General features: G+C 63.9%; 30 protein-coding genes and 1 other RNA gene. 14 read left to right on the top strand and 17 right to left on the bottom strand.

Annotation, left to right across the window (positions count from 1 at the left end):
- Positions 1-31: 31 nt before the first annotated feature.
- The 5 genes from GGD63_RS26640 to GGD63_RS26620 form a co-directional block, all read right to left on the bottom strand.
- Positions 32-1,159 (bottom strand): muconate cycloisomerase family protein, encoded by a 1,128-nt coding sequence (locus tag GGD63_RS26640; protein WP_183246137.1) that lies wholly within the window; start codon positions 1,157-1,159, stop codon positions 32-34.
- Positions 1,156-1,911, bottom strand: a complete 756-nt coding sequence (locus GGD63_RS26635) for an SDR family NAD(P)-dependent oxidoreductase (RefSeq protein ID WP_183246135.1) — start codon at positions 1,909-1,911, stop codon at positions 1,156-1,158. Before GGD63_RS26635 ends, GGD63_RS26640 begins: the two co-directional genes overlap by 4 nt.
- Complete coding sequence (locus tag GGD63_RS26630; RefSeq protein ID WP_183246133.1) at positions 1,911-2,717, bottom strand: amino acid ABC transporter ATP-binding protein; 807 nt, start codon at positions 2,715-2,717, stop codon at positions 1,911-1,913. The genes GGD63_RS26635 and GGD63_RS26630 overlap by 1 nt, the downstream gene beginning before the upstream one ends.
- Positions 2,714-3,376: an amino acid ABC transporter permease gene (locus GGD63_RS26625; RefSeq protein WP_183246131.1), complete on the bottom strand. Its 663-nt coding sequence runs from the start codon at positions 3,374-3,376 to the stop codon at positions 2,714-2,716. The genes GGD63_RS26630 and GGD63_RS26625 overlap by 4 nt, the downstream gene beginning before the upstream one ends.
- A gap of 138 nt (positions 3,377-3,514) precedes the next feature.
- Entirely contained in the window at positions 3,515-4,363 is an 849-nt protein-coding gene (locus GGD63_RS26620; protein WP_183246129.1) for a transporter substrate-binding domain-containing protein, read from the bottom strand.
- A 183-nt stretch (positions 4,364-4,546) separates the two neighbouring features.
- Between GGD63_RS26620 and ffs the strand changes: the two genes are divergently transcribed.
- The 5 genes from ffs to GGD63_RS26595 all read left to right on the top strand — a co-directional run bounded on the left by ffs (position 4,547) and on the right by GGD63_RS26595 (position 8,080).
- Positions 4,547-4,643: signal recognition particle sRNA small type (gene ffs, locus GGD63_RS26615), an RNA gene on the top strand.
- Positions 4,644-4,736: 93 nt separating this feature from the next.
- Positions 4,737-6,575, top strand: a complete 1,839-nt coding sequence (locus tag GGD63_RS26610) for a DNA polymerase III subunit gamma/tau (protein WP_183246127.1) — start codon at positions 4,737-4,739, stop codon at positions 6,573-6,575.
- Positions 6,576-6,690: 115 nt separating this feature from the next.
- Complete coding sequence (locus GGD63_RS26605) at positions 6,691-7,011, top strand: YbaB/EbfC family nucleoid-associated protein (RefSeq protein ID WP_183246126.1); 321 nt, start codon at positions 6,691-6,693, stop codon at positions 7,009-7,011.
- Position 7,012: 1 nt separating this feature from the next.
- The gene (gene recR / locus GGD63_RS26600; RefSeq protein WP_183246124.1) at positions 7,013-7,615 is read left to right on the top strand and encodes a recombination mediator RecR; all 603 of its coding nucleotides are present in this window, start codon (positions 7,013-7,015) and stop codon (positions 7,613-7,615) included.
- A 27-nt stretch (positions 7,616-7,642) separates the two neighbouring features.
- Positions 7,643-8,080 (top strand): hypothetical protein, encoded by a 438-nt coding sequence (locus tag GGD63_RS26595; protein WP_183246123.1) that lies wholly within the window; start codon positions 7,643-7,645, stop codon positions 8,078-8,080.
- 125 nt (positions 8,081-8,205) lie between these two features.
- On the opposite strand, the gene GGD63_RS26590 is transcribed toward GGD63_RS26595, so the two are convergent.
- The 3 genes from GGD63_RS26590 to GGD63_RS26580 all read right to left on the bottom strand — a co-directional run bounded on the left by GGD63_RS26590 (position 8,206) and on the right by GGD63_RS26580 (position 11,383).
- The gene (locus tag GGD63_RS26590) at positions 8,206-9,570 is read right to left on the bottom strand and encodes an AmpG family muropeptide MFS transporter (RefSeq protein ID WP_183246121.1); all 1,365 of its coding nucleotides are present in this window, start codon (positions 9,568-9,570) and stop codon (positions 8,206-8,208) included.
- 182 nt (positions 9,571-9,752) lie between these two features.
- The gene (locus GGD63_RS26585; RefSeq protein WP_183246119.1) at positions 9,753-10,052 is read right to left on the bottom strand and encodes a GIY-YIG nuclease family protein; all 300 of its coding nucleotides are present in this window, start codon (positions 10,050-10,052) and stop codon (positions 9,753-9,755) included.
- 131 nt (positions 10,053-10,183) lie between these two features.
- On the bottom strand, positions 10,184-11,383 hold the full coding sequence (locus GGD63_RS26580; RefSeq protein WP_183246117.1) for a DNA recombination protein RmuC: 1,200 nt from the start codon (positions 11,381-11,383) through the stop codon (positions 10,184-10,186).
- Positions 11,384-11,554: 171 nt separating this feature from the next.
- Between GGD63_RS26580 and def the strand changes: the two genes are divergently transcribed.
- The 3 genes from def to truA all read left to right on the top strand — a co-directional run bounded on the left by def (position 11,555) and on the right by truA (position 13,898).
- Entirely contained in the window at positions 11,555-12,082 is a 528-nt protein-coding gene (gene def / locus GGD63_RS26575; protein ID WP_183246115.1) for a peptide deformylase, read from the top strand.
- 12 nt (positions 12,083-12,094) lie between these two features.
- Complete coding sequence (gene fmt / locus GGD63_RS26570; protein ID WP_183246113.1) at positions 12,095-13,018, top strand: methionyl-tRNA formyltransferase; 924 nt, start codon at positions 12,095-12,097, stop codon at positions 13,016-13,018.
- Between the two features lie 139 nt (positions 13,019-13,157).
- Positions 13,158-13,898, top strand: a complete 741-nt coding sequence (truA, locus tag GGD63_RS26565; protein ID WP_183246111.1) for a tRNA pseudouridine(38-40) synthase TruA — start codon at positions 13,158-13,160, stop codon at positions 13,896-13,898.
- Between the two features lie 83 nt (positions 13,899-13,981).
- On the opposite strand, the gene gspM is transcribed toward truA, so the two are convergent.
- The 5 genes from gspM to GGD63_RS26540 all read right to left on the bottom strand — a co-directional run bounded on the left by gspM (position 13,982) and on the right by GGD63_RS26540 (position 16,614).
- Positions 13,982-14,467 carry a type II secretion system protein GspM gene (gene gspM / locus GGD63_RS26560; protein ID WP_172786056.1) on the bottom strand — a complete coding sequence of 162 codons (486 nt, stop codon included), beginning with the start codon at positions 14,465-14,467 and terminating at the stop codon, positions 13,982-13,984.
- 5 nt (positions 14,468-14,472) lie between these two features.
- Positions 14,473-15,036, bottom strand: a complete 564-nt coding sequence (locus tag GGD63_RS26555) for a F0F1 ATP synthase subunit B' (protein WP_183246110.1) — start codon at positions 15,034-15,036, stop codon at positions 14,473-14,475.
- A 60-nt stretch (positions 15,037-15,096) separates the two neighbouring features.
- Entirely contained in the window at positions 15,097-15,324 is a 228-nt protein-coding gene (locus GGD63_RS26550) for a F0F1 ATP synthase subunit C (protein ID WP_018643436.1), read from the bottom strand.
- Positions 15,325-15,377: 53 nt separating this feature from the next.
- A complete protein-coding gene (locus GGD63_RS26545; protein WP_183246109.1) occupies positions 15,378-16,127 on the bottom strand; it encodes a F0F1 ATP synthase subunit A in 750 nt (249 codons plus the stop codon).
- Positions 16,128-16,239: 112 nt separating this feature from the next.
- Complete coding sequence (locus GGD63_RS26540) at positions 16,240-16,614, bottom strand: AtpZ/AtpI family protein (protein ID WP_183246108.1); 375 nt, start codon at positions 16,612-16,614, stop codon at positions 16,240-16,242.
- Positions 16,615-16,689: 75 nt separating this feature from the next.
- Here GGD63_RS26540 and GGD63_RS26535 point away from each other — a divergent pair, with 75 nt between their 5' ends.
- The 3 genes from GGD63_RS26535 to GGD63_RS26525 all read left to right on the top strand — a co-directional run bounded on the left by GGD63_RS26535 (position 16,690) and on the right by GGD63_RS26525 (position 18,129).
- Positions 16,690-16,932, top strand: a complete 243-nt coding sequence (locus GGD63_RS26535) for a hypothetical protein (protein ID WP_183246107.1) — start codon at positions 16,690-16,692, stop codon at positions 16,930-16,932.
- Positions 16,933-16,973: 41 nt separating this feature from the next.
- Positions 16,974-17,507, top strand: coding sequence for a hypothetical protein (locus GGD63_RS26530; RefSeq protein WP_183246106.1), 534 nt, complete (start codon positions 16,974-16,976; stop codon positions 17,505-17,507).
- Positions 17,508-17,649: 142 nt separating this feature from the next.
- A complete protein-coding gene (locus tag GGD63_RS26525) occupies positions 17,650-18,129 on the top strand; it encodes a secondary thiamine-phosphate synthase enzyme YjbQ (RefSeq protein ID WP_183246105.1) in 480 nt (159 codons plus the stop codon).
- A 63-nt stretch (positions 18,130-18,192) separates the two neighbouring features.
- Here GGD63_RS26525 and GGD63_RS26520 read toward each other — a convergent pair whose 3' ends face one another.
- On the bottom strand, positions 18,193-19,818 hold the full coding sequence (locus tag GGD63_RS26520) for an MFS transporter (protein WP_183246104.1): 1,626 nt from the start codon (positions 19,816-19,818) through the stop codon (positions 18,193-18,195).
- Positions 19,819-20,160: 342 nt separating this feature from the next.
- On the opposite strand from GGD63_RS26520, the gene GGD63_RS26515 reads away from it, so the two are divergent.
- Positions 20,161-20,832, top strand: a complete 672-nt coding sequence (locus GGD63_RS26515) for a response regulator transcription factor (protein ID WP_183246103.1) — start codon at positions 20,161-20,163, stop codon at positions 20,830-20,832.
- A gap of 260 nt (positions 20,833-21,092) precedes the next feature.
- Here GGD63_RS26515 and GGD63_RS26510 read toward each other — a convergent pair whose 3' ends face one another.
- Together GGD63_RS26510 and GGD63_RS26505 are read right to left on the bottom strand one after the other, a co-directional pair.
- Positions 21,093-21,683 carry a DUF4440 domain-containing protein gene (locus tag GGD63_RS26510; RefSeq protein WP_183246102.1) on the bottom strand — a complete coding sequence of 197 codons (591 nt, stop codon included), beginning with the start codon at positions 21,681-21,683 and terminating at the stop codon, positions 21,093-21,095.
- Between the two features lie 379 nt (positions 21,684-22,062).
- Complete coding sequence (locus GGD63_RS26505) at positions 22,063-22,500, bottom strand: ester cyclase (RefSeq protein ID WP_312013396.1); 438 nt, start codon at positions 22,498-22,500, stop codon at positions 22,063-22,065.
- Positions 22,501-22,722: 222 nt separating this feature from the next.
- Here GGD63_RS26505 and GGD63_RS26500 point away from each other — a divergent pair, with 222 nt between their 5' ends.
- Positions 22,723-23,697, top strand: coding sequence for an ABC transporter substrate-binding protein (locus GGD63_RS26500; protein ID WP_183246101.1), 975 nt, complete (start codon positions 22,723-22,725; stop codon positions 23,695-23,697).
- A 442-nt stretch (positions 23,698-24,139) separates the two neighbouring features.
- Here GGD63_RS26500 and GGD63_RS26495 read toward each other — a convergent pair whose 3' ends face one another.
- Entirely contained in the window at positions 24,140-24,535 is a 396-nt protein-coding gene (locus GGD63_RS26495; RefSeq protein ID WP_246785650.1) for a hypothetical protein, read from the bottom strand.
- A gap of 1,318 nt (positions 24,536-25,853) precedes the next feature.
- On the opposite strand from GGD63_RS26495, the gene GGD63_RS26490 reads away from it, so the two are divergent.
- Positions 25,854-26,882, top strand: a complete 1,029-nt coding sequence (locus tag GGD63_RS26490) for an alpha/beta fold hydrolase (protein WP_183246100.1) — start codon at positions 25,854-25,856, stop codon at positions 26,880-26,882.
- Positions 26,883-26,939: the final 57 nt, after the last annotated feature.

Below are 26,939 nucleotides of genomic sequence, written 5' to 3'. Positions count from 1 at the left end.
CGGGGCGAGGTGAAGGCGAGCGCGCGTCTCCCTACCCCTCCGCCAGCACCCGCGCATTGGCGCGGATCGAGGCTTCGCTGACACGGATGCCGAGGCCGGGGCCGTCGGGCACCACGACATGGCCGGCGCGGTTGGCGACGCGCTCTTCCAGCACGTCCTCGGTCAGCACGTGGTGCGGCATGTAGAATTCGCAGCCGAGCGAAATGCCCGGTGTTGCCGCGATCAGCTGCGTGCCGGCGGCAAGGCCAATGCCACCCTCCCACAGCGTGCCGCCATAGCCGGGCAGGCCGGCAATATCGGCGATCGCCATGATCGCTTGCGCCTCGAACAGGCCGCCCGCCTTCATCAGCTTGATCGAGACGGCGTCCGCCGCCTCACGGCGCACCACCTCCATCATGTCGCGGCGGTCGAAGCAGCTTTCGTCGGCGAGCACCGGCGTTTCCAGCGCCGCGGTGAGCTGCGCCATCACGTCGAGATATTTGCGCGGCACCGGCTGCTCGATGAAGGTCGGCGCGAACTGTTCGACATCGCGCAAAATCTTGATGGCGCCGAACGGCGCCAGCGCCTGGTTGTAGTCGACGCGCAGATCGACCTTGTCGCCGAATTCTTTCCGGATCGCCTCGAGATGATCGAGATCCTCGCGATGCGGTTTTACCCCGGTCTTGACCTTGTAGATGACGTTGCCGTCCGGAACCATTTTCCGCATGCGTTCGAGATCGGCGACGAAATCCGGATCGGCGATCGAGAACGAGAGCGGAATCGTGTCGCGCACGCGGCCGCCGAGCAGGTCGGCGACCGAAAGTCCCGACGATTTGCCGACGATGTCGAGCAACGCCATCTCGATGGCGACCTTGGCCTCGGCATGTCCGACCAGCGCGCGGTCGATCTCGGCCATCAGCGCGCGGATGCGGCGCACCGGCTTGCCGAGCACGATCGGCCGCAGATAGATGTCGAGTGCCGAGAACGCTGCTTCCGGCGTGCCGGTAAACACCTCCCACGGCGCCGCCTCGCCCCAGCCGATGATGCCGTCACTGGAGGTGAGCTCGATCAGCACACGCTTCACGGTGCCCTTGACGTTGCCGACGCCCTGCAGGCGCGCCATCTTGATCGGGCTCTCGATCAGGAACAGCCTGATGCGTTCGACGGTTGCTTCGGTCATGTCAGGCCTCCATTGACGTGCCAGACCTGGCCGGTGACGTAGGACGCCTTCGGGGACGCCAGGAAGGCGATGATTTCGGCGACTTCCTCCGGCCGCCCGCGGCGGTGCATCGGGATCAGCGCCTCGGTCGCGGCGATCTGCTCGGGCGACAGCCGGCTCTCGCTTGGCTTGTCCTTGACGATGAGGCCGGGCGCAACCGCGTTGACGGTGATGCCGTCTTTCGCGAGCTCCATTGCGGTCAGTCGCACCAGGGCTTCCAGCGCGGAGCGGCTTGCCGCCGTCGCGGCGAAGGGCGCGAATTCCGGGCGAATCGCGTGCGCGACGAAGGAGGACACTGCGACGATCCGCGCATCGCGCCCTGCACGCAACAGCGGCAGTGCCGCGTCGACGAGACGCGTGAACGCCAGCGCCGATTCGTCCATGGCCTTGCGGAACTCATCCGCCGGCGTGCCGATCGCACTGCCGCGGCGGGCATGGCCGCCGACGAGAACCAGTCCATCGAGCCGGCCGAAGGCGGATTGCACGGCGGCGATCGTGTCGGTGACGGCCGCCTCCTCCGCGAGATCGCCGAGGCATTTTGCAACAACGGCGCCTTTCGCTTCGGCCTCCGCGGCCGCGGCGTCGAGGCCTTCTGCGTTGGAACGTGTGTGCAGCAGCAATGCGGTGCCGGGGGCCGCGAGCAGCTTTGCGGTGGCGCGGCCGATGCCGCTGGCGGCACCGGTGACGAGATAGGCGCGATCGATGTTTGGCATCACGATGCTGTATTGGCCGGCGGGAGTGCACCGGTGCGGTGGAAATGGCTGAGGAAGGCCCGCGTGGTGGCCTCCTGCGGATTGTCGATCACCTGCCGCGCCGGGCCTTCCTCGACCACGACACCGTCGCGCATGAAGATCAGGCGGTCGGCAACCTCGCGGGCAAACGCGATCTCGTGCGTCACGATCACCATGGTCATGCCTTCGGACGCCAGGCGCTGCATCACGTTCAGCACCTCGCCGACGAGCTCGGGATCGAGCGCGGAGGTGGCCTCGTCGAACAGCATGACGTCAGGTTCCATCGCGAGCGCGCGTGCGATCGCGACGCGCTGCTTCTGTCCGCCGGAGAGCGTTGCCGGATATTGGTCGGCTTTCTCGGCAAGGCCCACTTTTGCCAGCTGTGCCCGCGCGAGCTTCTCGGCCTCGGCCTTGGCCATGCGGCGCACCGTGACCGGGCCCTCCATCACGTTCTGAAGGGTCGTCATGTGCGGGAACAGGTTGAAGTGCTGGAACACCATGCCGGTGGTGGCGCGGAACTTTGCGAGAGTCTTCACATCGGGGAGCTTTGCACCTTCACCGAATGCAAAGCGGGTGTCGCCGACGCGGACGCTGCCGCCGTCGGGTACGACCAGCAAATTGATGCAACGGAGCAGCGTCGACTTGCCCGAGCCCGACGGCCCGATCAGCGCGACGACACCGCCCTTGGCGACGTCGAGATTGATGTTCTTCAGGACCTCGTTGCTGCCAAAGCTCTTGCGAAGGCTGCGGATTTCGATTTTCGAAGTGGTCTTGGATGCCTCGCTCATTCGCTCACCGCCAGTCGCTTCTCGCCGCGGCGGACGATGATGGTGAGCGGAATCAGGATCGCCGCATAGGCGACCGCGACCGCGGTGTAGGTTTCCAGCGGCCGGTAGCTGTCATGGGCGGCGACCTGGCTCTGGTAGACCAGATCGGGCACCGCCAGCACCGAGACCAGTGACGTGTTCTTGAACTGGATGATCGACTGGTTCATCAGTGCCGGGATCATCCGCTTGATCGCCTGCGGCAGCACGATGCGACGCATGGCCTGGATCGGCGTCATGCCGAGCGCGGCACCGGCCTCCGACTGGCCGCTGTCGATCGAGACGATGCCGCCGCGGATGATCTCCGAATAGAACGAGCCGCCATAGAGCGACAGCGCCAGCGCCGAGGCCGTGATCGGCGTCATCTCGACACCGGCGAGAATCGGCAGCGCGTAGTAGAACCAGATCAGCTGCACCAGGATCGGCGTGCAGCGAAACGCCTCGATGAAGGCCAGCGCAGTCAGCCGCAGCGCCCTGATGCGCGACAGGCTGCCGAACGCGCCAAGCAGGCCGAACAGCAACCCGCAGACGACGATGACCACGGTGAAGCCGACGGTGACGCCGAGCCCGTTGAGAAAGAGCCAGCGATAGCTCCAGAGGATGCCGAAGTCCCACTGATACATGCGTGTGTTAACTCGTCGTGCGCCTGGTACTGTCATTCCGGGGCGCCCGAAGGGCGAGCCCGGAATCTCGAGATTCTCAGGTGCGCAATTGCGCACCATAGTTCTCGCTTCGCGAGCCCCGGAATGACGGCGCTGCTCTTACAGCGAAACCCCCGGCGGAATGTCCGCCTCGGTCACGCCCACGAGCTCCATATTCGTGATGATCGCGTTGCGGATGAAGCCGAGGCCCTTGTTGAAGTCGATCCAGGTGTTGACGTAGTCGCGCCAGGTCTTGTCGGTCTCGCGGCGGAAGCCGGCGTTGGACGTGGTGGCGAACACCGGGGTCGGCAGCACGAACTGGCCGAGCGAGGGGTTCTTCTTCAGCACGGTGAGCGACAGCATGGTGATCAGGCACTGCGCATCGACGCGGCCGGTCTGCAGCGCGGCGGTGGCATCGTCGGCGGTCTTGAGCCGTGTGATCTGTGCCTTCGGCGTCAGGCGGCTGACGACCTGGTCGTGCGAGGAGCCCTGGTCGACCGCGATCTTGATGTCGGGCGAGTTCAATTCGGCCCAGCTCTTCGGCTTGAAGTCCTTCTTGCAGAGGATGCCGAAGGCGTTGTTGAACACCGGCACCGAGAAGTCGACCACCAGCGCGCGCTTCGGAGTCGGGTTGAGGCCGAAGAAGATGTCGATCTTGTTGGACTGCAGGTCGAGCACCGAATTGCCCCAGGTGGTCTCGGTGATCTCGAGCTCGGCCTCCATGTCGTCGGCGAGGCCTTTGGCAATGTCGATGTAGAAGCCTTTCCACTGGCCGGTGGCGAGATCCTTCATGTAATAGGGGGCGCCGCCGCCGACCGCGCCGATCCGCATCTTCTTGGTCCGGCGGATGCGGGCGAAGGTCGATTCGTTCGGATCGGCGCTCTGGGCCACGGCCAGCGAGGCCGCCGTCGCGGCGCCAAGTCCGACACTAAGTCCGACAATCGATGCAACATCACGACGTGTAACCATTGGGATCAATCGCTTTTCTGGTTGGGTGGAGTTCCGGCGGCGTTCTTAGCAAGGTGGTCCCGTCAGTGAAAGCACAGCCTATCGGCTGGGCAGGCCGAAAATTGCCCGGATGCTGGGCAAACTCAACCTGTTCAAACCGATACCCGCTTGCTTTCCGCTCCCTTTGGCCCCAAATAGGGACCGGGAGATTGGCGGTGGACGAGCCACTCGCCAACCGGGTCAGGTCCGGAAGGAAGCAGCCCTAACGAGGTCCGGATCGGGTCGCTCGTCAGTCTCCTACCTGTTTTTCGAGCGAATTGCGCCGGCGGGCTCCCCGCCAGCGCGCTCCTTTCCGCAAAAGCCGGCCGAGAGAGATTTCATTGCGGATCGACCGATGACCGACGCTGGCGCCCCTCCCAATCCTGATAGCGCCGGCCCGGCCGGCAATGCGCCTTACCGGGTCCTGGCGCGCAAGTACCGTCCTTCCAGCTTTGACGACCTGATCGGCCAGGAGGCCGTGGTCCGCACTGTCTCCAATGCGTTCGAGACCGGGCGCATTCCGCAGGCCTGGATCCTCACCGGCGTCCGCGGCGTCGGCAAGACCACCACTGCGCGCATCCTGGCCCGCGCGCTCAACTACGAGATGCCGGACGGCTCGATCCAGGGGCCGACCATCCACATGCCGACGCTGGGCGTGCATTGCCAGGCGATCATGGAAAGCCGGCACATGGACGTGCTGGAGATGGACGCGGCCTCGCACACCGGCGTCGACGACGTCCGCCAGATCAATGACAGTGTGCGCTATGCGCCGGCCAGCGCCCGCTACAAGGTCTACATCATCGACGAAGTCCACATGCTGTCGACGGCGGCGTTCAACGCCTTCCTGAAGACGCTTGAGGAACCGCCGGAGCACGCCAAGTTCGTGTTTGCGACGACGGAGATCCGCAAGGTTCCGGTCACGGTGCTGTCGCGCTGCCAGCGTTTTGATCTCCGCCGCGTCGAGGCCGACGTGCTGATGAAGCACCTCGCCAACATCGCCGCCAAGGAAAGCGTCGAGATCGAGCCCGAAGCGCTCGGCATCATCGCGCGCGCCGCGGAAGGCTCGGTGCGTGATTCGCTGTCGCTGCTCGACCAGGCGATCGCGCATGCCGCGGGCCAGGTGAAGGCCGACGCCGTCAGGCAGATGCTGGGCCTTGCCGACCGCACCCGCGTCATCGACCTCTTCGATTCGCTGGTGCGCGGCGACATCGCCGCCGCCTTCAAGGAGTTCCGCGATCAATACGACGTCGGCGCCGACCCGATCGTGGTGCTCTCCGACCTTGCCGAATTCGTCAATTTCGTCACCCGCGTGAAGATCGTGCCGGCAACCGCCGACAACGTCGCCTATGGCGAGACCGAGCGCGTGCGCGCGAGGGATTTCGCCTCGAAGATCTCGATGCGCGTGCTGTCGCGGATGTGGCAGATGCTGCTCAAGGGCATCACCGAGGTGCAGGCCGCGACGCGTCCGGCCGCGGCCGCCGAGATGGTGCTGGTGCGCATCGCCTATGTCGCCGACCTGCCGACGCCGGACGAAGCGATCAGGATGCTGGAGCAGAACGGCGGCGGCTCGCCGGTCGTGAACGGCGGCGGTGCTGCGCGCGGCAGCGCGCCGGCCGCACCGGTTGCTTCTGCAGCGCCGGTTGCGTCTGCTACGCCCGTTCGTATGCCGACATCGTCGCCATCAGCGTTCGGTGGCGCGGCCCGTCCGCAGATGGCGGCGCCCGCGCCCGATCCGCAAGGCGCCGCGCCCCAGCTGCGCATCACCAGCTTCGCCCAGCTCGTGGCGCTCGCCGGCCAGAAGCGCGACCTCATGACCAAGGGCGCGCTCGAGGGCGACATGCGCCTCGTCCGTTTCGAGGAGGGCCGGCTCGAGGTCGCGCTCGAGCCCAACGCCTCCAAGACCATGATCTCGGAGCTTGCGAAGAAGTTCGAGCTGTGGACCGGCCGGCGCTGGACGGTGATCGTCTCGAACGAGCAGGGCCAGCCGACACTGCGCTCGGTGAACCAGGCCGCCAAGCAGGAGCATGCGCGTACCGCCGAAGCCGACCCGCGCGTGCAGGAGGTGCTGTCGCGCTTCCCCGGGGCGAAGGTCGTCGAGGTCCGCAGGCTTGCCCCCGAGGCGCCGGAATCCAATATTAACGCGGACTATGGCAGTGACGATCCGCCCGACGGTTCCGACGGCGACGATCTCTGAGCATGATCCGGAAAAGTGCGAAGCGGTTTTCCGACAAGATCATGCGCAAACAACCATGCTAGGGCGCGATGATGATACATTGCGCCTTAGGATTCTTTTCAAGGACACCCGACCCATGGCTGATTTTCTCGGCATGATGAAGCAGGCGGCGCAACTGCAATCCAAGATGCAGGAGATGCAGGAGCAGCTCGCCAATGTGGAGGTTGAAGGCACCTCCGGAGGCGGTCTCGTCGCCGTGCGCATGACCGCCAAGATGGACGTCAAAGGCATCAAGATCGACCCCTCGCTGATGAAGCCGGAGGAGCGTGAGGTGCTGGAAGACCTGCTCGTCACGGCGCTTGGCGATGCCCGCCGCAAGGCGGAAACGGCGGTGCAGGACAAGATGCAGTCGCTCACTGGCGGGCTCGGTCTGCCGCCGGGGCTGTTCGGCCAGTAACATGGGCGCGGTTGCGGGTCCCGAGATCGAGCGGCTGGTCCAGCTTCTCGCGCGGCTGCCGGGCCTCGGTCCGCGCTCCGCGCGGCGCGCAGCGCTGCATCTGATCAAGAAGCGCGAAGCGCTGATGATGCCGCTGTCGTCCGCCATGCAGGTCGCGCTGGACAAGGTCCAGGTCTGCAAGACCTGCGGCAACATCGACACGCAAAATCCCTGCACCGTCTGCACCGACCCCAAGCGTGATCCCGCGATTATCGTCGTCGTCGCCGACGTCGCTGACCTCTGGGCGCTGGAGCGCGCCAATGCGACCCAGGGGCGCTATCATGTGCTCGGTGCGACATTGTCCCCGCTCGACGGCGTCGGCCCGCAGGACCTCACCATCGACGCGCTGGTGGCGCGTGCCCACGCACCGGAAGTGCACGAAATCATCCTGGCACTGAATGCCACCGTCGATGGCCAGACCACGGCGCACTACATCACCGACCTGCTTCAGGACGCCAACGTAAAAGTAACCCGGTTAGCCCATGGTGTGCCGGTCGGCGGCGAGCTTGATTATCTCGACGAAGGTACGCTATCGGCCGCCATGCGGCAGCGGACCCTGTTCTAGCTATCCAGAACTTACGGAACGGACGACATGACGAAACTTTTCGCCACACGCTTGGCTTTGGCCGCGACGATGATGCTGCTGGTGACGCCGGCCATCTCCGCGCAGCAGGACGATGCGGCGCCGCCGCCGTCCAAGCCCGGCAAGCCGATCAACACCGGCGAGGTGCTCTCGGGTGAACTGAACGCAATGAAGGTGCGCGACGTCAAGAACGCCGGGAAGCGGATCGCGACCTATCAGATCACTTCGGAGCCGCGCCGTCTGCCGCCGCCGAGCGGGCTATGCAATCTTGAGACCGGCCCCGAGACGTTCCAACTGGTCACCTCCAGCGACGCGCAGGCCACGCAGCTGAAATCCTTCGTCGGCAAGGAGATCTCGGTCAAGGTCGACGAGGTCGCCTGCGCCAGCGATCCCGGCCAGATGAGCGAGGCCGTGATCACGAAGTGGAGTTTGATCAAGAAGCAGTAGGGGGACGGTTCGCTCTCTCCGTCGTCATTGCGAGGAGCCCTTGCGACGAAGCAATCCAGACTGTTTCTCCGGTGACAGTCTGGATTGCTTCGCTTCGCTCGCAATGACGGAGGAGAGACGGGAGCCTACACCCTCACCGGCCCCAGCGCCTCAAAGTGCCCGCGCTTCTGCAAGTACGTCAGCAGCATCAGGCTCGGGATCGCCACCAGCACGCAGATCACGAAGAACAGCGGCCAGCCGGTCGTCTCCGCAACATAGCCTGCACTCGATGACAGATATGTCCGCCCCACCGCCGCGAGCGCGGTGAGCAGCGCATATTGCGTCGCCGTGTGCAGCGGATTCTGGCACAGCGCCGAAAGGTAGGCGACGAAGATCACGGTGCCGATGGCACTGGTGAAGTTCTCGGCGCAGATGGCGAACGCCAGCGCCCATTGGTTGGTGCCGACCACTGCGAGCCAGGAGAAGGACAGATTGGCGAGCGCCTGCACCACGCCGCCGATCCAGAGCGAAGTCGCCAGCGAGTAGCGCCGCGCGACAAAGCCGCCGGCAAAGCCGCCGATCAGGGTCGCAGCGAGGCCTACGCCCTTCACGATCGCCGCATAGTCGTTGCGGGTGAAGCCGAGGTCGATCACGAACGGCGCCGTCATCGTGCCCGAGAAGGCGTCGGTGAACTTGAACAGCACCACGAAGGCGAGCGCCGCGAGCGCGTCCTTGCGCGTCAAAAATTCCGAGAAGGCGCCGATCGCCGCGTGCAGCACGCGCGTAAATGCGGTCTCTTTCTGCGTCGCCGCCTCGGCCCGCACCGATTGCTCGGGCTCGGTCGCGACCAGCGCCGTGATCGTCCCGATCAGCACCATCGCTGCCATCACCACATAGCCCCACATCCACGCCGAGGTGCGGGTGAGACCGGTGCTCTCGAAGCCGGAGACGATGAACAGCGCGCCCGCGGTCGAGACCAGCATGCCGATGCGATAGGCCGCGACGTAAGCCGCCATGCCGGCGGCCTGCTCGCTCTCGGGCAGGCTCTCGACGCGGAAGGCGTCGACCACAATGTCCTGCGTCGATGACGTGGTCGCCACCAGCAGCGCGCCGAGCGCGACATAGAACGGCGAGCGTGCGGGATCGGTCATCGCCAGCAGCAGGATCGCGACGATCAGCAGGGCTTGCGAGAACACCAGCCAGCCGCGCCGCCGCCCGAAGGCGCGGGTGAACAGCGGCACATGCAGCGCATCGACCAGCGGCGCCCACAGGAACTTCAGCGTGTAGGGCGTGCCGACCAGCGCGAACAGCCCGATGGTCTTGAGATCGACCCCGGCCTCGCGCATCCACACCAGCAGTGTCGAGCCCGACAATGCCAGCGGCAGCCCCGAGGAGAAGCCGAGGAACAGCACGATCAGCACCCGCGGTTGCAGGTAGACGGCAAGGCTCTCGCGCCAGGAGGGCGCAGGGGCGGCGGTCGCGGCGGAAGAGGTCGCGTCGGGAGCGGTCATGGGGTGGTGTTAGCAGATTCTGGGGGAAAAGACTCTCGCTGTAGCTGATGAGACGGGAGAGCTTTCAACATCCTCGGTGTCATCGTCCGCGAAGGCGGACGATCCAGTAACCACCAGCGTCTCGGTTCAATCACAGCCGCCGCGGCGTACTGGATACCCCGCCTTCGCGGGGTATGATGGCGTTATGGAGGCCCTGCTATCCCAGCATAAAGATCATCCCAATTCGGGTTCTCTTTCTCGATCAGACGGACCTTCCAGGCCCTATTCCACTTGAGCCGCTTCTCTCGTTTGATCGCGTTCTCGGGATCATCGAACTGCTCGAAGTAGACAAGCCGGGCGACGTCGTACTTCTCCGTGAAGCTCTCGATGAGCTTTGACTTGTGCTCGGCCACTCGGCGAATGAGGTCGTTTGTCACGCCTATGTACAGCGTGCCGCCGATCTTGCTGGCGAGAATGTAGACGTAGTAATGGCGTCCGCCCATACGACCACCCCAACGGTGTCATCGTCCGCGAAGGCGGACGATCCAGTACTCACCAGCACCTCAATTCAACAACGACTGTCACGGCGTACTGGATGCCCCGCCTTCGCGTGGCATGACAGTGTGCCCGAATCTCACTCCCCCGCCTGGAGCTTCCTCGGAAACAGCTCGCCCGCGCCGGTTGCCACCAGCTTCGGTCCTTCCGCTGCATCGGTCTTGCTGAAATCGAGCTCCTCGATTCGCCCCGCGCGCTTCTCGATCTTGTCGGCGGAGATCAGCACCTGGCGCACGTCCTCGTTGACGTCGGCAAAATGCTTCTGCAGCTTCAGAACGCGGTCGCGCAGGCGGCCGAGGTCGTCGCCGAGCTTGATCACCTCGGTGCGGATCTGGTCAGCGGCATCGCGCATGCGCGCGTCCTTCATGATCTGCTGCATCACCTGGATCGCCAGCATCAGCAGCGAGGGCGATACCAGCACGACGCGGGCGCGGTAGGCCTTCTGGATCACGTCGTCGAAGCCGTCGTGGATTTCCGCGTAGACCGATTCCGACGGCACGAACATCAACGCCATCTCCTGGGTCTCGCCGGTGACGAGATACTTTTCGGCGATGTCGCTGACATGCTTCATCACGTCGCCGCGCAGGCGCTGCGTGGCAACGCGGCGTTCCTCGTCGGTGCGGGCGTCGTGCAGCGCCGTCATCGCCTCCAGCGGAAATTTGGCGTCAATGCAGAGCGGGCGCTGGTCGGGGAGGAACACGACGCAGTCCGGGCGCTTGCCCGTCGAGAGCGTGAATTGGAACTCGTAGGAGCCCTTGGGAAGGCCGTCCTGGACGATCGCCTCCATCCGCGCCTGGCCGAAGGCGCCGCGCGACTGCTTGTTGGCGAGCACATCGCGCAACGTCGTCACCTGCGTGGTCAGGTCGGTGAGATTCTTGTGCGCGCTGTCGATGATGCCGAGCCGCTCGTGCAGGGCTCGCAGGCTCTCCATGGTGTTGCGGGTCGAATGTTCCATGGACTGGCCGACGCGGTGGGTGACCGAATCCAGCCGCTCGTTGACGGCTCGCGCCATCTCGGCCTGGCGGCCGGCCAGCGCCTGGGTCATGGCGTCGACCCGGCCCGAGGCCTCGCTCTGGGCGCGCAGCACCTGGGCGAGACGCTCCTCGAGCTCGTCGGCCCGAATCGCGTGCGCCATGGCGAGTTCCGCGCCGCGCCGCCCCGATCGCGCGATCACGACCGCAATCACAACCAGCAGGATGAGGACGAGCGCGCCGAAGCCGATCAGCGCGTCGATGGTGCGCACCGGCCAGTCGCCCAGCATGACAATGATCTCGTTCATGCCAGCCGTTCTAACCGATTCGCAGGCCGGCGCGAACGAAGAGGGAACGCCATCGGTTAACCGCCCCCTAATTTTTATGGCTAACGAAACCTGAAGTTTTATGGTTAGCGGAGGGTTAACGGGGTTCCTCGCCGCATTGACCGCACCCGGCGCGGGGCTTAAATCGCGGCCATGGCCCTACGAGAAATCATCATCCTGCCCGACAAGCAGCTGCGCCTAGTCTCCAAGCCGATCGAGAAGGTCACTTCGGAGATCCGCAAGCTTGCCGACGACATGTTCGAGACCATGTACGAGGCGCCCGGCATCGGCCTGGCGGCGATCCAGGTCGCGCAGCCGCTGCGACTGATCACCATGGATCTCGCCAAGCGCGACGAGAGCGGCGAGACCAAGCACGAGCCGCGCGTCTTCATCAATCCAGAGATACTCGCCTCCTCCGAGGAGCTCTCAGTTTATGAGGAAGGCTGCCTCTCGATCCCCGAATATTACGAGGAGGTCGAACGTCCCGCGAAGGTGCGCGTGCGCTTCATCGATCTCGACGGCAAGGTGCACGAGGAGGACGCCGAAGGCCTCTATGCCACCTGCATCCAGCACGAGATCGACCATCTCAACGGCGTGCTGTTCGTCGACTATCTGTCGAAGCTCAAACGCGACCGTGTGATGAAGAAGTTCGAGAAAGCCGCCAAGCGCGCGGGGGAGTAGGGTTCTTCGTCGATGCCCCTCCGCCTCATCTTCATGGGCACGCCCGATTTCTCCGTGCCGACGCTGCTCGAGCTGGTCGCGCATGGCCATGAGATCGCGGCGGTCTATACGCGTGCGCCGAAGCCGGGCGGGCGACGCGGCCTGCAATTGCAGCCGACGCCTGTGGAGGAAGCGGCGCGAAAACTCGGCATTCCCGTGCTGACGCCGAAGACGCTGAAGACGCCGGAGGCGCTCGACGAATTCAGCGCGTTCGATGCGGATGCGGCCGTCGTCGTCGCCTATGGCATGATCCTGCCGCAGGCGATCCTCGATGCGCCGAAGCTCGGCTGCTACAATCTGCACGCCTCGCTCCTGCCGCGCTGGCGCGGCGCTGCCCCCATCAATCGCGCGATCATGGCAGGCGATGCCGAGAGCGGCGTCATGGTGATGAAGATGGATGTCGGCCTCGACACCGGAGACGTCGCCATGGCCGAGCGCCTTCCAATCACCGACACCATGACCGCGCGCGACCTGCATGACCGTCTCTCCCGCCTCGGCGCCGACCTGATGGTCCGTGCCATGGCCGCGCTCGCCCGCGGCGGGCTCCAGCTCAAGACGCAGGGCGAAGACGGCATCACTTACGCCGCCAAGATCGACAAGGCCGAGGCCCGGATCGACTGGAGCAAGCCGGCCCGCGCGGTGCTGCGCCACATCCACGGCCTGTCGCCGTTTCCCGGCGCCTGGGCCGAGCTCGAGAGCGCGCGCGTCAAGATCCTGCGCTGCGAGCTGGCGAAGGGGGCGGGCGCGCCCGGCGAGGTGCTCGACGACCTCCTCACCATCGCCTGCGGCGAGGGCGCGATCCGCATCATCGAGCTGCAGCGCGAAGGCAAGGCCCGGATGCAGGCCGCGGACTTTTTGCGCGGCGTTCCGCTGAAGGCCGGCGCCAAATTCACCTGACACTGTCATACCCCGCGAAGGCGGGGTATCCAGTACGCCGAGACTTCTCGGTTAATCGGATAGGCCGCGGAGTACTGGATTGCCCGCCCCAGTGCGCAACAGCGCACAAGGCGGGCAATGACGGTGAAACTGGAAACTGATGCCCCGCTACAAGCTCACCATCGAATATGACGGCGCGCCGTTCTTCGGCTGGCAGGTGCAGGACACGCTGCCGTCGGTGCAGGGCGCGCTCGAAACGGCGGTGAAGGCGATGACTGGCGCGGATTTGCGGGTGCATGGCGCGGGCCGCACCGATGCCGGCGTGCATGCGCGCGGCCAGGTCGCGCATGTCGATGTCGAGAAGCAATTTCCGCCCGGCCGTTTTCGCGACGGGCTCAATGCGCATCTGCGCCCGCATCCGATCGCGGTGCTCGAGGCCGAAATCGTGCCCGACAGCTTCGAGGCGCGCTTTTCGGCGGTCAAGCGCCACTACCGCTACCGCATCGTCAACACCCGCGCCAATCTCGCGCTCGACGTCGGCCATGCCTGGCGCGTGCCACGCAAGCTCGATGCCGAGGCGATGCATACGGCGGCGCAGCGCCTGCTCGGCAAGCACGATTTCACCACCTTCCGCGACACCGAGTGCCAGGCCAGATCGCCGGAGAAGACGCTCGACCAGCTCGACGTCATCCGCGACGGCCGCGAGATCACCGTCATCACCTCGGCGCGCTCGTTCCTGCACAGCCAGGTGCGCTCGATGGTGGGATCATTGGTCTGGGTCGGCGAGGGCCGCTGGACCGCGGACGATCTCTCCGCAGCCCTCGCCGCCCGCAACCGCACCGCCTGCGGCATCGTCGCCCCGCCGGACGGGCTGTTTTTGATGAAGGTGGATTACGAGTGAGGCGGGTTGCGGGACCGCTATCGGACAAAACAAAAAAGCCGGCGCTCATCGCGCCGGCTTTTTGATTGATGCAGGCGAAGCCCTCAGTTCAGCTTCTGCCGAACCTCGTTGATGCCCTTGGCGAGCAGGTCGTCGGCGACCTGGCCCTTGACCGACTGCGACAGGATCGTGGAGGCGGCCTGGACGGCGGCTTCCGCGGCGGCGGCGCGGACATCGGCCAGCGCCTGGGCTTCGGCGAGCGCGATCTTGCTCTCCGCGGTCTTGGTGCGGCGGGCGACGAAGTCTTCCATCTTCGCCTTGGCGTCGGCCGCGATGCGCTCGGCTTCGGCCTTGGCGTTGGCGATGATGTCGGCAGCCTCGCGCTCGGCCGTGGCACTGCGCGCCTTGTAGTCGGCGAGCACCTTGGCCGCCTCCTGCTTGAGGCGCGCGGCGTCGTCGAGCTCGGCCTTGATGCGGGCGGCGCGATGATCCAGCGCCGTCATCGCCGACTTGAAGACCCCGAGATAGCCGAACACGATCATCAGGATCACGAACGCGACGGCGACCCAGGTTTCAGGATCGAAGAACATATCGACTACCCCTTCAAGGACGCATCAACGGCGGCATTGACCGACGCCACATCCGGAACGACGCCGGTGAGCTGCTGCACGATCTGGCCTGCGGCATCGGACGCGATACCGCGGACGTTGCTCATGGCGGTCGTGCGGGTCGAGGCGATGGTCTTCTCCGCCTCGGCGAGCTTGGCCGCCAGCTGCTCTTCCAGCGTCTTGCGCTCGGCGTCCGCCTGCGCATTCGCCTTGTCGCGGGATTCGTTGCCGATCGCCTGCGCCCGCGAACGCGCCGAAGCGAGCTCGCTTTCATAGGCCTTCAGCGCAGCCTCGGACTGGTCCTTCAGCGCCTGCGCCTCAGTGAGGTCACCCTCGATCTTGTTCTGGCGCGCCTCGATCGCACCGCCGACCTTCGGCAGAGCGAGCTTGGACACGATCACGTAAAGCAGGACGAAGAAGATCGCGAGCGACACCAGCTGCGAAGCAAAGGTGCTGCTCTCGAACGGCGGAAAACCGCCGCCGTGATGACCGCCATCGGCTTCGGTGTGAGCGCCCGCCGCCGGTTTTGCCCCGCCATGACTCTCGGCCATGGAGTACTCCTGTTGCTGTCACGCGCCGCTTCGGATGAAGCGGCGCGAAAGAAGTCGTTCTTAGAAAACGAACAGCAGAAGCAGCGCGATCAGCAGCGAGAAGATGCCGAGCGCTTCGGTCACGGCGAAGCCGAAGATCAGGTTGCCGAACTGGCCCTGAGCGGCCGAGGGGTTGCGAACGGCTGCGGCGAGGTAGTTGCCGAAGATCACGCCCACGCCGACGCCCGCACCGCCCATGCCGATGCACGCGATGCCCGCGCCGATAAGTTTTGCTGCTGCCGGATCCATTTTAGACTCCTTGGAAGAAAGATTGCGTTGTGGGTGGAAATTCCCCGGACCGCTCAGTGTCCCGGATGAATGGCGTCGTTGAGGTAGATGCAGGTCAGGATCGCAAACACATAGGCTTGCAGGAACGCGACCAGAATCTCGAGGGCGTAAAGCGCGACCGTGAGCGCCAGCGGCAGCACGCCACCGACCCAGCCGATGGCGCCGAGCGAGAAGCCCAGCATGGCGACGAAGCCCGCGAACACCTTCAGCGCGATATGACCGGCCAGCATGTTGGCGAACAGACGAATGCTGTGCGAGACCGGCCGCAGGAAGAACGACAGGATCTCGATGAACATGACCAGCGGCAGGATGTAGCCGGGGACGCCGTGAGGAACGAAAATCGAGAAGAATTTCAGGCCGTTCTTGGCGACGCCGTAGATCAGCACGGTGAAGAAGACCAGCAGCGCCAGCCCTACGGTGACGATCAGGTGGCTCGACACCGTGAACGTGTACGGGATGATGCCGACCAGGTTCGAGACGCAGATGAACATGAACAGCGAGAAGATCAGCGGGAAGAACTTCATGCCTTCCGCGCCGGCCGTCGAACGGATGGTCGAGGCGACGAATTCGTAGGAGATCTCGGCGACCGACTGCAGGCGCCCGGGAACCAGCTGCGTGCCGCTGGCCAGCATCAGGATCGAGATGATGGCGACCGCCACCAGCATGTAGAGCGACGAATTGGTGAAGGCGATCGTGTGATTGCCGATATGGCCCAAGGTGAAGAGAGGCTCGATGTTGAACTGGTGGATCGGATCGATTTTCATCAGCGCGGCATCTCTTGGTCTGCCGGGCCATGCCGGCGGGTCTCGGTCTGCCGGCCGGGCCGGCCCGTACCGGCAAGGCCGGCACGATCATTCCTCTCCTGTGGGGATCGCCTTACGAACCACCGCGCCTGTTCTGACCCGCGCCCGCCGATCTCACCACATTCACCACGCCGGCCACGAAGCCCAGCAGCAGGAACACGATAAATCCGAAGGGCGACGTCGACAGCAAGCGGTCGAACCCCCAGCCAATCCCCGCTCCGACAGCGACACCGGCGACCAACTCGGAGGATAACCGAAAACCAAGCGCCATCGCCGAGGCTCTGGCCGCCCTGTCCTCACCGTCACCTGCGGGTTGCTCGGTCTTGATCCGGCGGTCGCGAAATTCGGACAACCGCTGATCAAGATTTCCGAGCCGTTCGGAAAGCGCAGCTTCCTCGGACGATCTATCGCGATCCCCATTCTCACCGTGTCCCGTGCTCTGTGCCATGCGACAAAGACCCGAAACGCTGCGGCCAAATGGAAATTACGCCCGCCACCCTCAAAAGCCGCGCGGACCATACTGATGGCCTATAATCAAGTCAAGCCAAGTCACGATTGCGTCGCTTTCCGCTATGTGGCTGATTTGTTTGATAATATTGGCGCGCGCGGCAGCGCTACGCACAGCGTGACGCCGCACCGCAGCAGCTCTCCTCTTGATCGGTGGATGCGGCCGCCAGTTCGCGGCGCTGCCGGGATCAAACCGGCCGGCGGAATCGTTGATTTCGGGCGGGTGTTTTTGGCGGCAGATCGCCGCTCCGCGGTGTAGAATCGCGGATGTGCCACCTGCGCATCGTGGCGGAGAGCGCGATGAGACCAGTGACGTCATCCACAGCATCATGGCTCGCGGCGTCGTTCGCCGCCGTGATGGTCGTCAGCGGCAGCCTGGTGGCCGCGCAATCGGCGCCCGACAGCGAAAACGGCCGCTACACCATGACGCCGATCCCGGAGGGGGTGCTGCGGCTCGACACCCGCACAGGAACGATGTCGACCTGCACCAGGAACGGGACCGGCTGGGCCTGCTACGCGGTGCCCGACGAGCGCGCCGCGTTCGATGCCGAGATCGGCCGGCTCCAGGCCGAGGTCGAGAAGCTGAAGGGACAGCTCGCGGCCGGGCCGACCGTGTCGGGCAAGATCGACGAGGCGCTGCCGAAATCCGACCCGCTGAAGAAGGCGGAGCCGCAAGCACGAGAACCAAAGGTCGCCGAGGGCGACCGCAAGATCGAGATCCCGCTGCCCAGCGATCAGGACCTCGATCGCGTGATGTCGTTCCTGGAAAAGGCCTGGCGCCGGCTGATCGACATGGCCAACCGGGTGCAAAAGGACGTGTCGGGAAAGATTTGAGTTGTCGTCCTGGCGAAAGCCAGGACCCATACGCCGCGGCCTGTCGGTTCATTCTCGATGCACGTTGCCGCTTTTCGCCATCACGCGCATTCGGGGTAATGGGTCCTGGCTTTCGCCAGGACGACGTTACGGGAGACTTTTCATGACATCAGCCAAATCCGTAACCCGCTCGGCGCCAACGACGGTGCAGGCCACCACCATCTCCTCGTCGCTGCTCACGGTGCAGACGCCGGGCAGCGGCTTCACCGATCTCACCAGCGAGGCTGCGAAGTTCGTCGCCGAGGTCCGCGCCCGCGACGGCGCGCTGACACTGTTCATCCGTCACACCTCGGCGTCGCTGACGATCCAGGAGAATGCCGATCCTTCCGTGCTCGTCGATCTCACCACGGCGCTGGCGCGGTTCGCGCCGGACGATGAAGATGCAGGCTGGACTCACGACACCGAAGGGCCGGACGATATGCCGGCGCACGTCAAGACCATGCTGACGGAGACCTCGCTCCACGTGCCGGTGCTGGACGGCAAGCTCGCGCTCGGCACCTGGCAGGCGATCTATCTGATCGAGCATCGGACCCATCCGCATCGCCGCGAGGTCGTGCTGCAATTCATCGGCGCGTCGCGGTGACCAAAACAAAACCGGCCGCGGAGACCGCGGCCGGTTGGTGTCGGTTGAGACCGGTGCTTGCGATTAGGTCGCCTTGATGTCGACGTCCTTGGTCTCGGGCAGGAACAGGAAGCCGACCACGGCGGTGATCACCGCGAACGCGATCGGATACCAGAGACCCGCATAGATATCGCCCGTCGAGGCCACGATCGCGAATGCGGTCGCCGGCAACAGTCCGCCGAACCAGCCGTTGCCGATGTGGTAGGGCAGCGACATCGAGGTGTAGCGGATGCGGGTCGGGAACAATTCGACCAGCATCGCCGCGATCGGCCCGTAGACCATGGTGACGAAGATCACCAGGATGAACAGCAGGCCAATGATGGCTGCGACCTGCGGGCGGAAGATGTCGAACGGATTCGACATCTTCACGATCCCGGCGTCACCCGCCTTCGGATAGCCGGCCGCCTGCACCGCGGCGAGCACCGCGGGGTTGCTTTCCTTGGCGTTGGCGTAGGCCACGTCCTTGCCGTTGACGACGACCTTGACCCCGGAGCCAGCCGGACCGGCCGTCGTCGAATACTTGACCGACGACTGGGACAGGAAGGCGCGTGCGGTGTCGCAAGGCGCGGTGAAGACGCGGGTGCCGACCGGGTTGAACAGGTCGCCGCAGCCTGCGGGATCGGCCACCACCTCGACCTTGGTCTGCTCGATCGCCTTCTCCAGCGCCGGGTTGGCGTTGCTGGTGATCATCTTGAAGATCGGGAAGAAGGTCAGCGCCGCGATCAGGCAGCCGCCGAGGATGATCGGCTTGCGGCCGATCTTGTCGGAGAGGACACCGAACACGATGAAGAAGCCGGTGCCGAACAACAGCGACCAGGCGATCAGCAGGTTGGCGGTATAGCCGTCGACCTTCAGGATCGATTGCAGGAAGAACAGCGCGTAGAACTGCCCCGTGTACCAGACCACGCCCTGGCCCATGGTGCCGCCGAGCAGGGCGAGCAGCACGAGCTTGCCGTTCTGCCAGTTGCCGAAGGCTTCCGTCAGCGGCGCCTTCGAGCTCTTTCCCTCTTCCTTCATCTTCTGGAAGATCGGGGATTCATTGAGGCGCAGCCGGATCCAGACCGAGACACCGAGCAGCAGTACCGACACCAGGAACGGGATGCGCCAGCCCCACTTCGCGAAATCGGCTTCGCCGGTCGCGGTGCGGGTGAACAGGATCACCAGCAGCGACAGGAACAGACCCAGCGTCGCGGTGGTCTGGATGAAGGAGGTGTAGTAGCCGCGCTTGCCGTGCGGCGCATGCTCCGCGACATAGGTCGCCGCACCGCCATACTCGCCGCCGAGCGCCAGGCCCTGGGCAAGGCGCAGCGCGATCAGGATGATCGGGGCTGCGATGCCGATGGTGGCTGCACTCGGCAGCAGGCCGACGATGAAGGTCGAAAGGCCCATGATCAGGATGGTGACGAGGAAGGTGTATTTGCGGCCGACGATGTCGCCGATGCGGCCGAACACGATCGCGCCGAACGGACGCACCAGGAAGCCGGCGGCGAATGCCAGCAGTGCGAAGATGTCGCGTGTGGCCGGCGGATAGTCCGAGAAGAACTGCACGCCGATGATCGAGGCGAGCGAACCGTAGAGGTAGAAGTCGTACCACTCGAAGACGGTACCGAGCGAGGAGGCGAGAATGACGAAACGTTCGTCCTTCGTCATCCCTCCTGCGCCAGCCTGAGACACAGCCATTGTCGACATATTGAGTCGCTCCCCGAAATGCGTTTCCTCGCGCCCCGGGCGTCCGGACATGCCGGATCGACCCAGGTCTTGCCTGCAAGGTAACATCGGCGTGAAACCCGCCCCAATACGACTTTCGGCCTTGCGCACTGACGCGCACCTGACGGCCCGGTATCGGGCGCCGGTGCGTGCCGTGAGGGCTTGCGGATTAACCCCTTTGCAGCAAAGGGATAATGTGCACTTGCATGCCACGGCCGGGCAGGGAAGAATTGACCTGCCGCGGCAGCGACTCGCCGGCCGGGCGCGAACGACAGCAAGAGAACGATGAACGCTCCCTCGACCCATCTCGTCATTGCCGATGACCATCCCCTGTTCCGCGACGCGCTGCGGCAGGCTGTGGCGAGCGTCCTGACCTCGGCCAGGATCGACGAGGCCGGATCGTTCGAGGACCTGACCAAGCTCCTGGAGCAGACCTCCGACGTCGACCTGATCCTGCTCGACCTTTCGATGCCCGGGATCTCCGGCTTCTCCGGCCTGATCTATCTGCGCGCGCAATATCCGGCGGTCCCGGTGGTGATCGTCTCGGCCTCCGACGACAGCGCCACGATCCGCCGCTCGCTCGATTTCGGCGCCTCCGGCTTCATCCCCAAGCGGTTCGGCGTCGAGACGCTGCGCGACGCCATTCTCAAGGTTATGGAAGGCGACGTCTGGGTCCCCGCCGACACCGACCTGTCCGCTGCTGCCGACCCTGACATGACGCGCCTGCGCGACCGCCTGGTGACGCTGACCCCGCAGCAGGTCCGGGTCCTGATGATGCTGTCCGAGGGATTGCTCAACAAGCAGATCGCCTATGAACTCGGCGTCTCCGAGGCCACCATCAAGGCGCATGTCTCGGCGATCCTGCAAAAGCTCGGAGTCGAGAGCCGTACCCAGGCGGTGATCGCGGCTGCCAGGATCGCCGGCGGTCAGTGGAAGCAGGGCACGCCGACGGGGTAGGGCGGTTGCTCGTTAACCCGAGTTTGCGGATGTCCGCTCTTGATGGCGATACGGAATCATCCGGCGCGTTCGGAGCTTCGCCGGTTTTGGCCCATCGCTACATTTCGCGGCAACGCAATAGTTTGGTCGCTTCTGGAGCACCGCGGACATCAGATGGTAGGCAACAGATGGTAGGCAATGACCGTCGACTCGGTCGAAATTGACCCATCTCGGAAGTCGACGGGCTCTCGATGACGGGTAATGTGCGACTAACTTCTCGCTCAATCGGCGCTGACCAGCTTGTCAACATCGGTGGCGATAATTTCGTGAATTCTCCATCCGGCGTCACCTTTGTGAAGCAGGTAAGTGAAGCCAGACCGTTGCATTTCTGTGCCGTCCGCTTTCATGCGAATTGCGACCGTGCTGTACAGCGCCGTTGTCGAATTCAGTAGTTTGACGCGATGGTCACCCAACTTGGAATGTGAATATCCACTGCCTTTACGACTCGCCACGAGCTTATCAAAAAAGGCCTCAACGTCAGCGCGGGTGCTAAGCGCAACCACTTGGTTTGGTGAAACGATCAAAGCTGGTTCGCCAAAAAATGCTGATGCCGCCGCAGGATCGCGCGTGTCGTAGTAGCTGCTAAGGACGCCATGAATGGTGTCCTTTTCGCTTACCGATGTGGTGGTGGACGGAGTCGCCTGTGCGAGTTGGACTGACGCCGATCGATCGATAGTCGTTGGCGCCTCGGCCTGGTTGGGCTGAGCAACGGAAAATCCAATTGTTGCCCCCAGACCCACAGCTGCAGGGAGCGTGGTCAACAGGAAACCTCGTGAAAGCGCCGAAGTCGCGGACGTGAGCACACTCAACATGTTTGTTCCCCTTTCGGCGATCTGCCGTTGAAATCGGAGACGTCCTCTTGTCCAGGTGGTCAGAATCCTACCCCCAAATTGGGGATACTGGGAAGGCGCCGGGATGCCGGCTCCTGGCCCAACCCGGAAGTCCGACGATAGCCGCTTTTGCGCGCTGTTGGCGGGCAAGCGGACATCGCGCGCGTTCTTCAAGAATCGATCTTGTGAGATACGCCCTGGCCACCCCAAGTCCTTGGGGTGCCCGCCGCGCAAAACAGCAACGGCTGGGTCAATCAGCCTGCAGCTCGTAGGATGGGTAGAGCGCCAGCGAAACCCATCGCTCCCTCCACATGCGACGAAGCATGATGGGTTTCGCAATCGCTCGACCTATCCCACGCGCTCAAGCCGTACGCATTCGTTCGATCAGTCCGTAGATATCTCCAAGCACGAAAAGATCGCGAACTTTGCCACCTTCAAAGGTGAAGATTGGCATGCCTATCCACCATACATGGTGCCCACTTGGGGGAATCCCGAACAACTCCTTCCTGTGATAGCCGTGGAAACGCATTTTCCCGCTTACACAAGGTCCTTCCTCGACCATGGCCAGAATGTCGGTCGTATACGAACCGAAGGTCGATGTGACGAAATCGACATAGCCCGCAAAGCCCTCGTGCCCGACGAGGGTAGGACCCAGAGAGCCACGAAACGTGAAATTGGCGTGAAATATCTTTGGGATGAGAGTCTTATCAGCGCGGTCCCAAAGCTCCTTGTAAAAAGCGCGAACCATTTCTTTTTGCGGCGACAATCCTCTGCTCCAGTCCAGCGCAGGTTCGTCCACAATCATCCTCCCCATTCAGCTCATCTAAGGATAACGAGAGTATAGCAGCTCGTAGGACGGGTAGAGCGCCAGCGAAACCCATCGCTCCCTCCACATGCGACGAAGCATGATGGGTTTCGCAAGGGCTCAACCCATCCTACGCGCTGATCCGCCCCCGATTCCGGCGACCTTGCTTCGGTCGGACGACCCGATATGATCCTCGGGGAGCCTCGGAACGCACCCATGAGACGGCGAGAGTTCATTGGACTGATAGGTGGCGCCGCTGCTGGTTTGCGTGCCACAGCTCAAGCAGCATCAGTGCGATCGGTCGGAATCCTGCACAGCGCGAGTTTCGAAACATCGCGGAGCTATTTCGCTGCGTTCGAGAGCGGCCTCGCCGAGGCCGGATTCAAGCGAGATCAGAACGTTTCTCTCGAGTACCGGCTTGCCAACAACGATCTGGATCGGTTGAGCCATCTTGCTTCCGAACTCGTCCAACGCAACGTCGATGTGATCTTCGTGGGAGCAAACACGCCGGCCGTGATCGCGGCCAAGGCGGCGGCAGGCTCCATTCCGATAGTGTTCGTGATGGGAGCAGACCCGGTAAAGACAGGGGTTGTTCCGAGCCTTGCCCAGCCGGGAAGAAACATCACCGGGATCACCGGTCTCGCCGGGGAGCTCTTCTCAAAACGACTGCAACTGCTGCACGAGCTTGTGCCTAGCGCAAGAGCGGTTGCCTACATGGTGAATCCTGCGAATCCAGCATTCACCGAAATTGCGCTGAAGACGAACGCGGAGCTGGCGCGGGGCTTGGGGCTACAGTTGCTTGTCGTGCAAGCACGCAATCTCGATGAAATCGAGAAGGCGTTCGTGAGCCTAGGTGAGAGCAAGGTCGACGCGCTATTGGTGGGGGCCGACACAGCCTATGGCGCGTTGCGCCATCAGATCGTCGCGCTGGCGACCCGGCATGCCATCCCAGCGTCGTATCCGGTGCGCGATTTTGTCGAAGTCGGCGGGCTGAGCAGCTATTCCACCGATTATGTAGAGGTCTACCGCAAGTGCGGCGCCTATGTCGCCCGGGTTCTGAAAGGGGAGCGGGACTTGCCGGTGCAGCAACCGACCAGCTTCAAATTCGTCCTGAATCAAAAGGCGGCAAAGTCGATTGGACTGGAATTGCCGTCGACTTTGCTCGCCAGCGCCGACGAAGTGATCGAGTAAGACCATGCATTCTGCTTTTCTGAATGGTTCGGATGCTGCCGGTTGAGTGACGGCGCTTTCTGTTCGGCGGCCGGGGTCCGCGCCTCCTGAAAACAGCTCGTAAGATGGGTTGAGCGCCAGCGAAACCCATCGCTCCTTCCATATGCGACGAAGCATGATGGGTTTTCGCAAGGACTCAACCCATCCTACGCGCTGAGCGCCGCATCAACGCGCCCCGCCTCGCTTTTTTGCACGGTATCGATAGTCCGCTATCGGCCCAACGGCGAAGTCGCCGCTGTCCGTTGACATGTCCGTTTAATGGGGGCAAAGCCGATTCGTTGTGCGCGCGGCGAGTCTTTCTGTTGATGCGTGCGGCCTCACTGCCTGGATTGCTGTATCCAATACGTCGCTGAGCGTGGCGACCGATCATAGGTTCGGCGGCAGGGATGGCTTCGTTGCGTGATCAGTCGTTCGCGCCGACGTCCGTAAAAAGGAAGCCCGCCGGCGTCTTGGTAAAGACGAAGATGAGCTCGCCGCAGAAGACGAAGTAATTGTCATTGTTCTCTTGATCGCGATCGTAGACGGCCTTGCCGCGCTGGATACACGCGCGATTTTTCGCCGTGAACGAGGTCGGATAGATCTTGGCGCGAAATTGCGCGGCGTCGCGGATTGTGCTGTCGTTCATGAACGGCAATCGCGTCATGCCGGCGACGGCGGCGGAATCGTTTGTCTTCAGCGCCGCGCGAAACTTCTCGATGAAGCCATCGAATTCCTTCTGCAAGGCGGGAGAAGCGACGGCTTTCTTCGGCGCCTGGGCGGCGGCTGGAGCAAGGTTCACGAGAGCGGCTGCGAGCATCATTCTCAGCAAAAATCCCACGAGTCCCTCCATCGACCAAGCCTTCCAACCGATCCAAGTCCATGGTGTTTTGTTGCGTCACGGGGTTTCTGGTTCAACGGCGCAGCCCATGCCTCGCTTCTGCCGTTGAAGGCAAAGCGGACAACAGAAGGAGCCTGTTCTCCAGACAGCGATTCCAGCGAGCTCGTCACCCAAGCCCTGGCGTCTCCCCGCAGGCGAAACAGCAAGGGCTGGGTCAATTCGCGTCGGCGAAAATATTCTTCTTTACCGAAATTCGGATTTAACGTATGTGTCGGCCATCCCGATCCGGCGAAAAGGGGCGGTCGTACGTCGTCACGAGCCGCGGATCGGGCTGCGGTGGACGCATTGGCGCCGTCGCGGATGTGGGACGCAGGGCGGGGCGATGGATTGAGCCGAACCCCGTGAGCGACTTGCAAGCCGCGTTGTACGAACGGCGCCGAAGCCCTGCGAAGCCTTTTGGCGAAGCAGGGTCGTCTGCGTACGGCAAAATCGTGTGGTCCTGGCCGTCGTTGCTACGGTCAAGCCCTGGCGGATGCGGCATCAGCGTCAACCGGCGCGGTGCCGGTGACTTCTGCTGAGGCAACGGAGGCCAGAAGGAATTCGGCTCCGGGGAGAGCACGGCATAAGCCGTCCAACCACTGCGCAGGGAAGGCCGTGTGTTCGGCTTCACCTGTATGCCGCTGTGCAGTTCTTTTTGCGCTACACGCGCACAGCGGACCGTGGGTGCTAGGTCAGCACCCGGCCTTCCCTGCGCCCTTTACTCGAAGAGGGCGTGAAGCGAAGAGCAAACCTCGGGCGGAGACGTCGCGAGAACGTGAAGGTGTGTCTATCGCCCCGCCCTCGGTGTCATCGTCCGCGCAGGCGGACGATCCAGTATTCCACGGACGCCGGTGATCGAGACGGCGCGGCGTACTGGATTCCCCGCCTTCGCGGGGAATGACAGCAGTGATTGGGAGAAACAGTTTGCCACTCCTTGCTCCGTCATTGCGAGGAGCTCTTGCGACGAAGCAATCCAGACTGTTGCTGCGACGGCAGTCTGGATTGCTTCGCGGGGCCTGTCATCGGGCCGCGCTTCGCGCGGACCGGTTGGCTCGCAATGACGAGTTCCCGGCAGGGGCGGTCCAGCAATCTCACAGCGGCGTGCGTTGACGCGCGTTCCCATAGCCGCGAGCAGGCCACGCTTGCAGATGCTGGCAAGCGGCTTCATGCCCGCCTCACAACTTCTCACAAGTCCAAACGGGCGCCCCGCGTAACACGCTGATAGTCAGTTGCGTAACGACACGATCAAAGGACCACGACCATGAAACAGATTATCGACCAGCATCGCCGCCGCTTCCTCGGCATCGCAGCCGGGACCGCCGCCCTCGGCCTCGGCGTGATCGATCTCGCCCGCGCCGAGACGGAAGCGCCGCGCGCCTCCGCATCGAATGCATCCTTCGGCCCGATCAAGCAGATCGACGCCGGTGTCCTCAATGTCGGCTATGCGGAGGCCGGCCCGTCGAACGGCCCAGTGGCGATCCTGCTGCACGGCTGGCCCTATGACATTCACGCCTTCGTCGATGTCGCGCCGATTCTGGCAAAGGCCGGCTATCGCGTGATCATCCCGTACCTGCGCGGCTACGGCTCGACGCACTTCCTCTCCAGCGAAACGCCGCGCAACGGCGAGCCTGCGGCGATGGCCGCCGACATCATCGCGCTGATGGACAAGCTCGACATCAAGAAGGCGGTCGTCGCCGGCTTCGACTGGGGCGCGCGCACCGCCGACATCATCGCGGCGCTGTGGCCGGATCGCTGCCGCGCGCTGGTGTCGGTCAGCGGCTATCTGATCTCGAGCCAGGCCGCCGGCAGCGCGCCGCTGCCGCCATCGGCCGAGTTGCAATGGTGGTACCAGTTCTATTTCGCGACCGAGCGCGGCCGCGCCGGCTACGAGAAGTACACGCACGATTTCGCAAAACTGATCTGGAAGCTGGCCTCGCCGCAATGGAAGTTCGACGATGCCACTTTCAATCGCAGCGCGGCGGCGCTGGACAACGGGGATCATGTCGCGATCACGATCCACAATTACCGCTGGCGGCTCGGGCTCGCCCAGGGCGAGGCGAAGTATGAGGAGCTCGAAAAGAAGCTCGCGGCAGCTCCGCTGATCAGCGTCCCGACGATCACGATGGAAGGCGACGCCAACGGCGCGCCGCATCCTGACCCCAGCGCCTATGCCAAGAAGTTCTCCGGCCGCTATGAATTTCGGCTGATCACGGGCGGCATCGGCCACAATCTGCCGCAGGAGGCACCGCAGGCCTTTGCCAAGGCCGTCATCGACGCCGACGGCGCCTGAGCACTCATTCGATGCCCCGGTCCAGCGCGGCTGGACCGGGGACGTGCCGCGATCCCG

This window comes from Bradyrhizobium sp. cir1 (assembly GCF_014198245.1).
In the GTDB taxonomy this organism is placed as follows: domain Bacteria; phylum Pseudomonadota; class Alphaproteobacteria; order Rhizobiales; family Xanthobacteraceae; genus Bradyrhizobium.
Note: the sequence above shows the minus strand (reverse complement) of the source record. Positions and strands in the feature narration are given on the sequence as shown.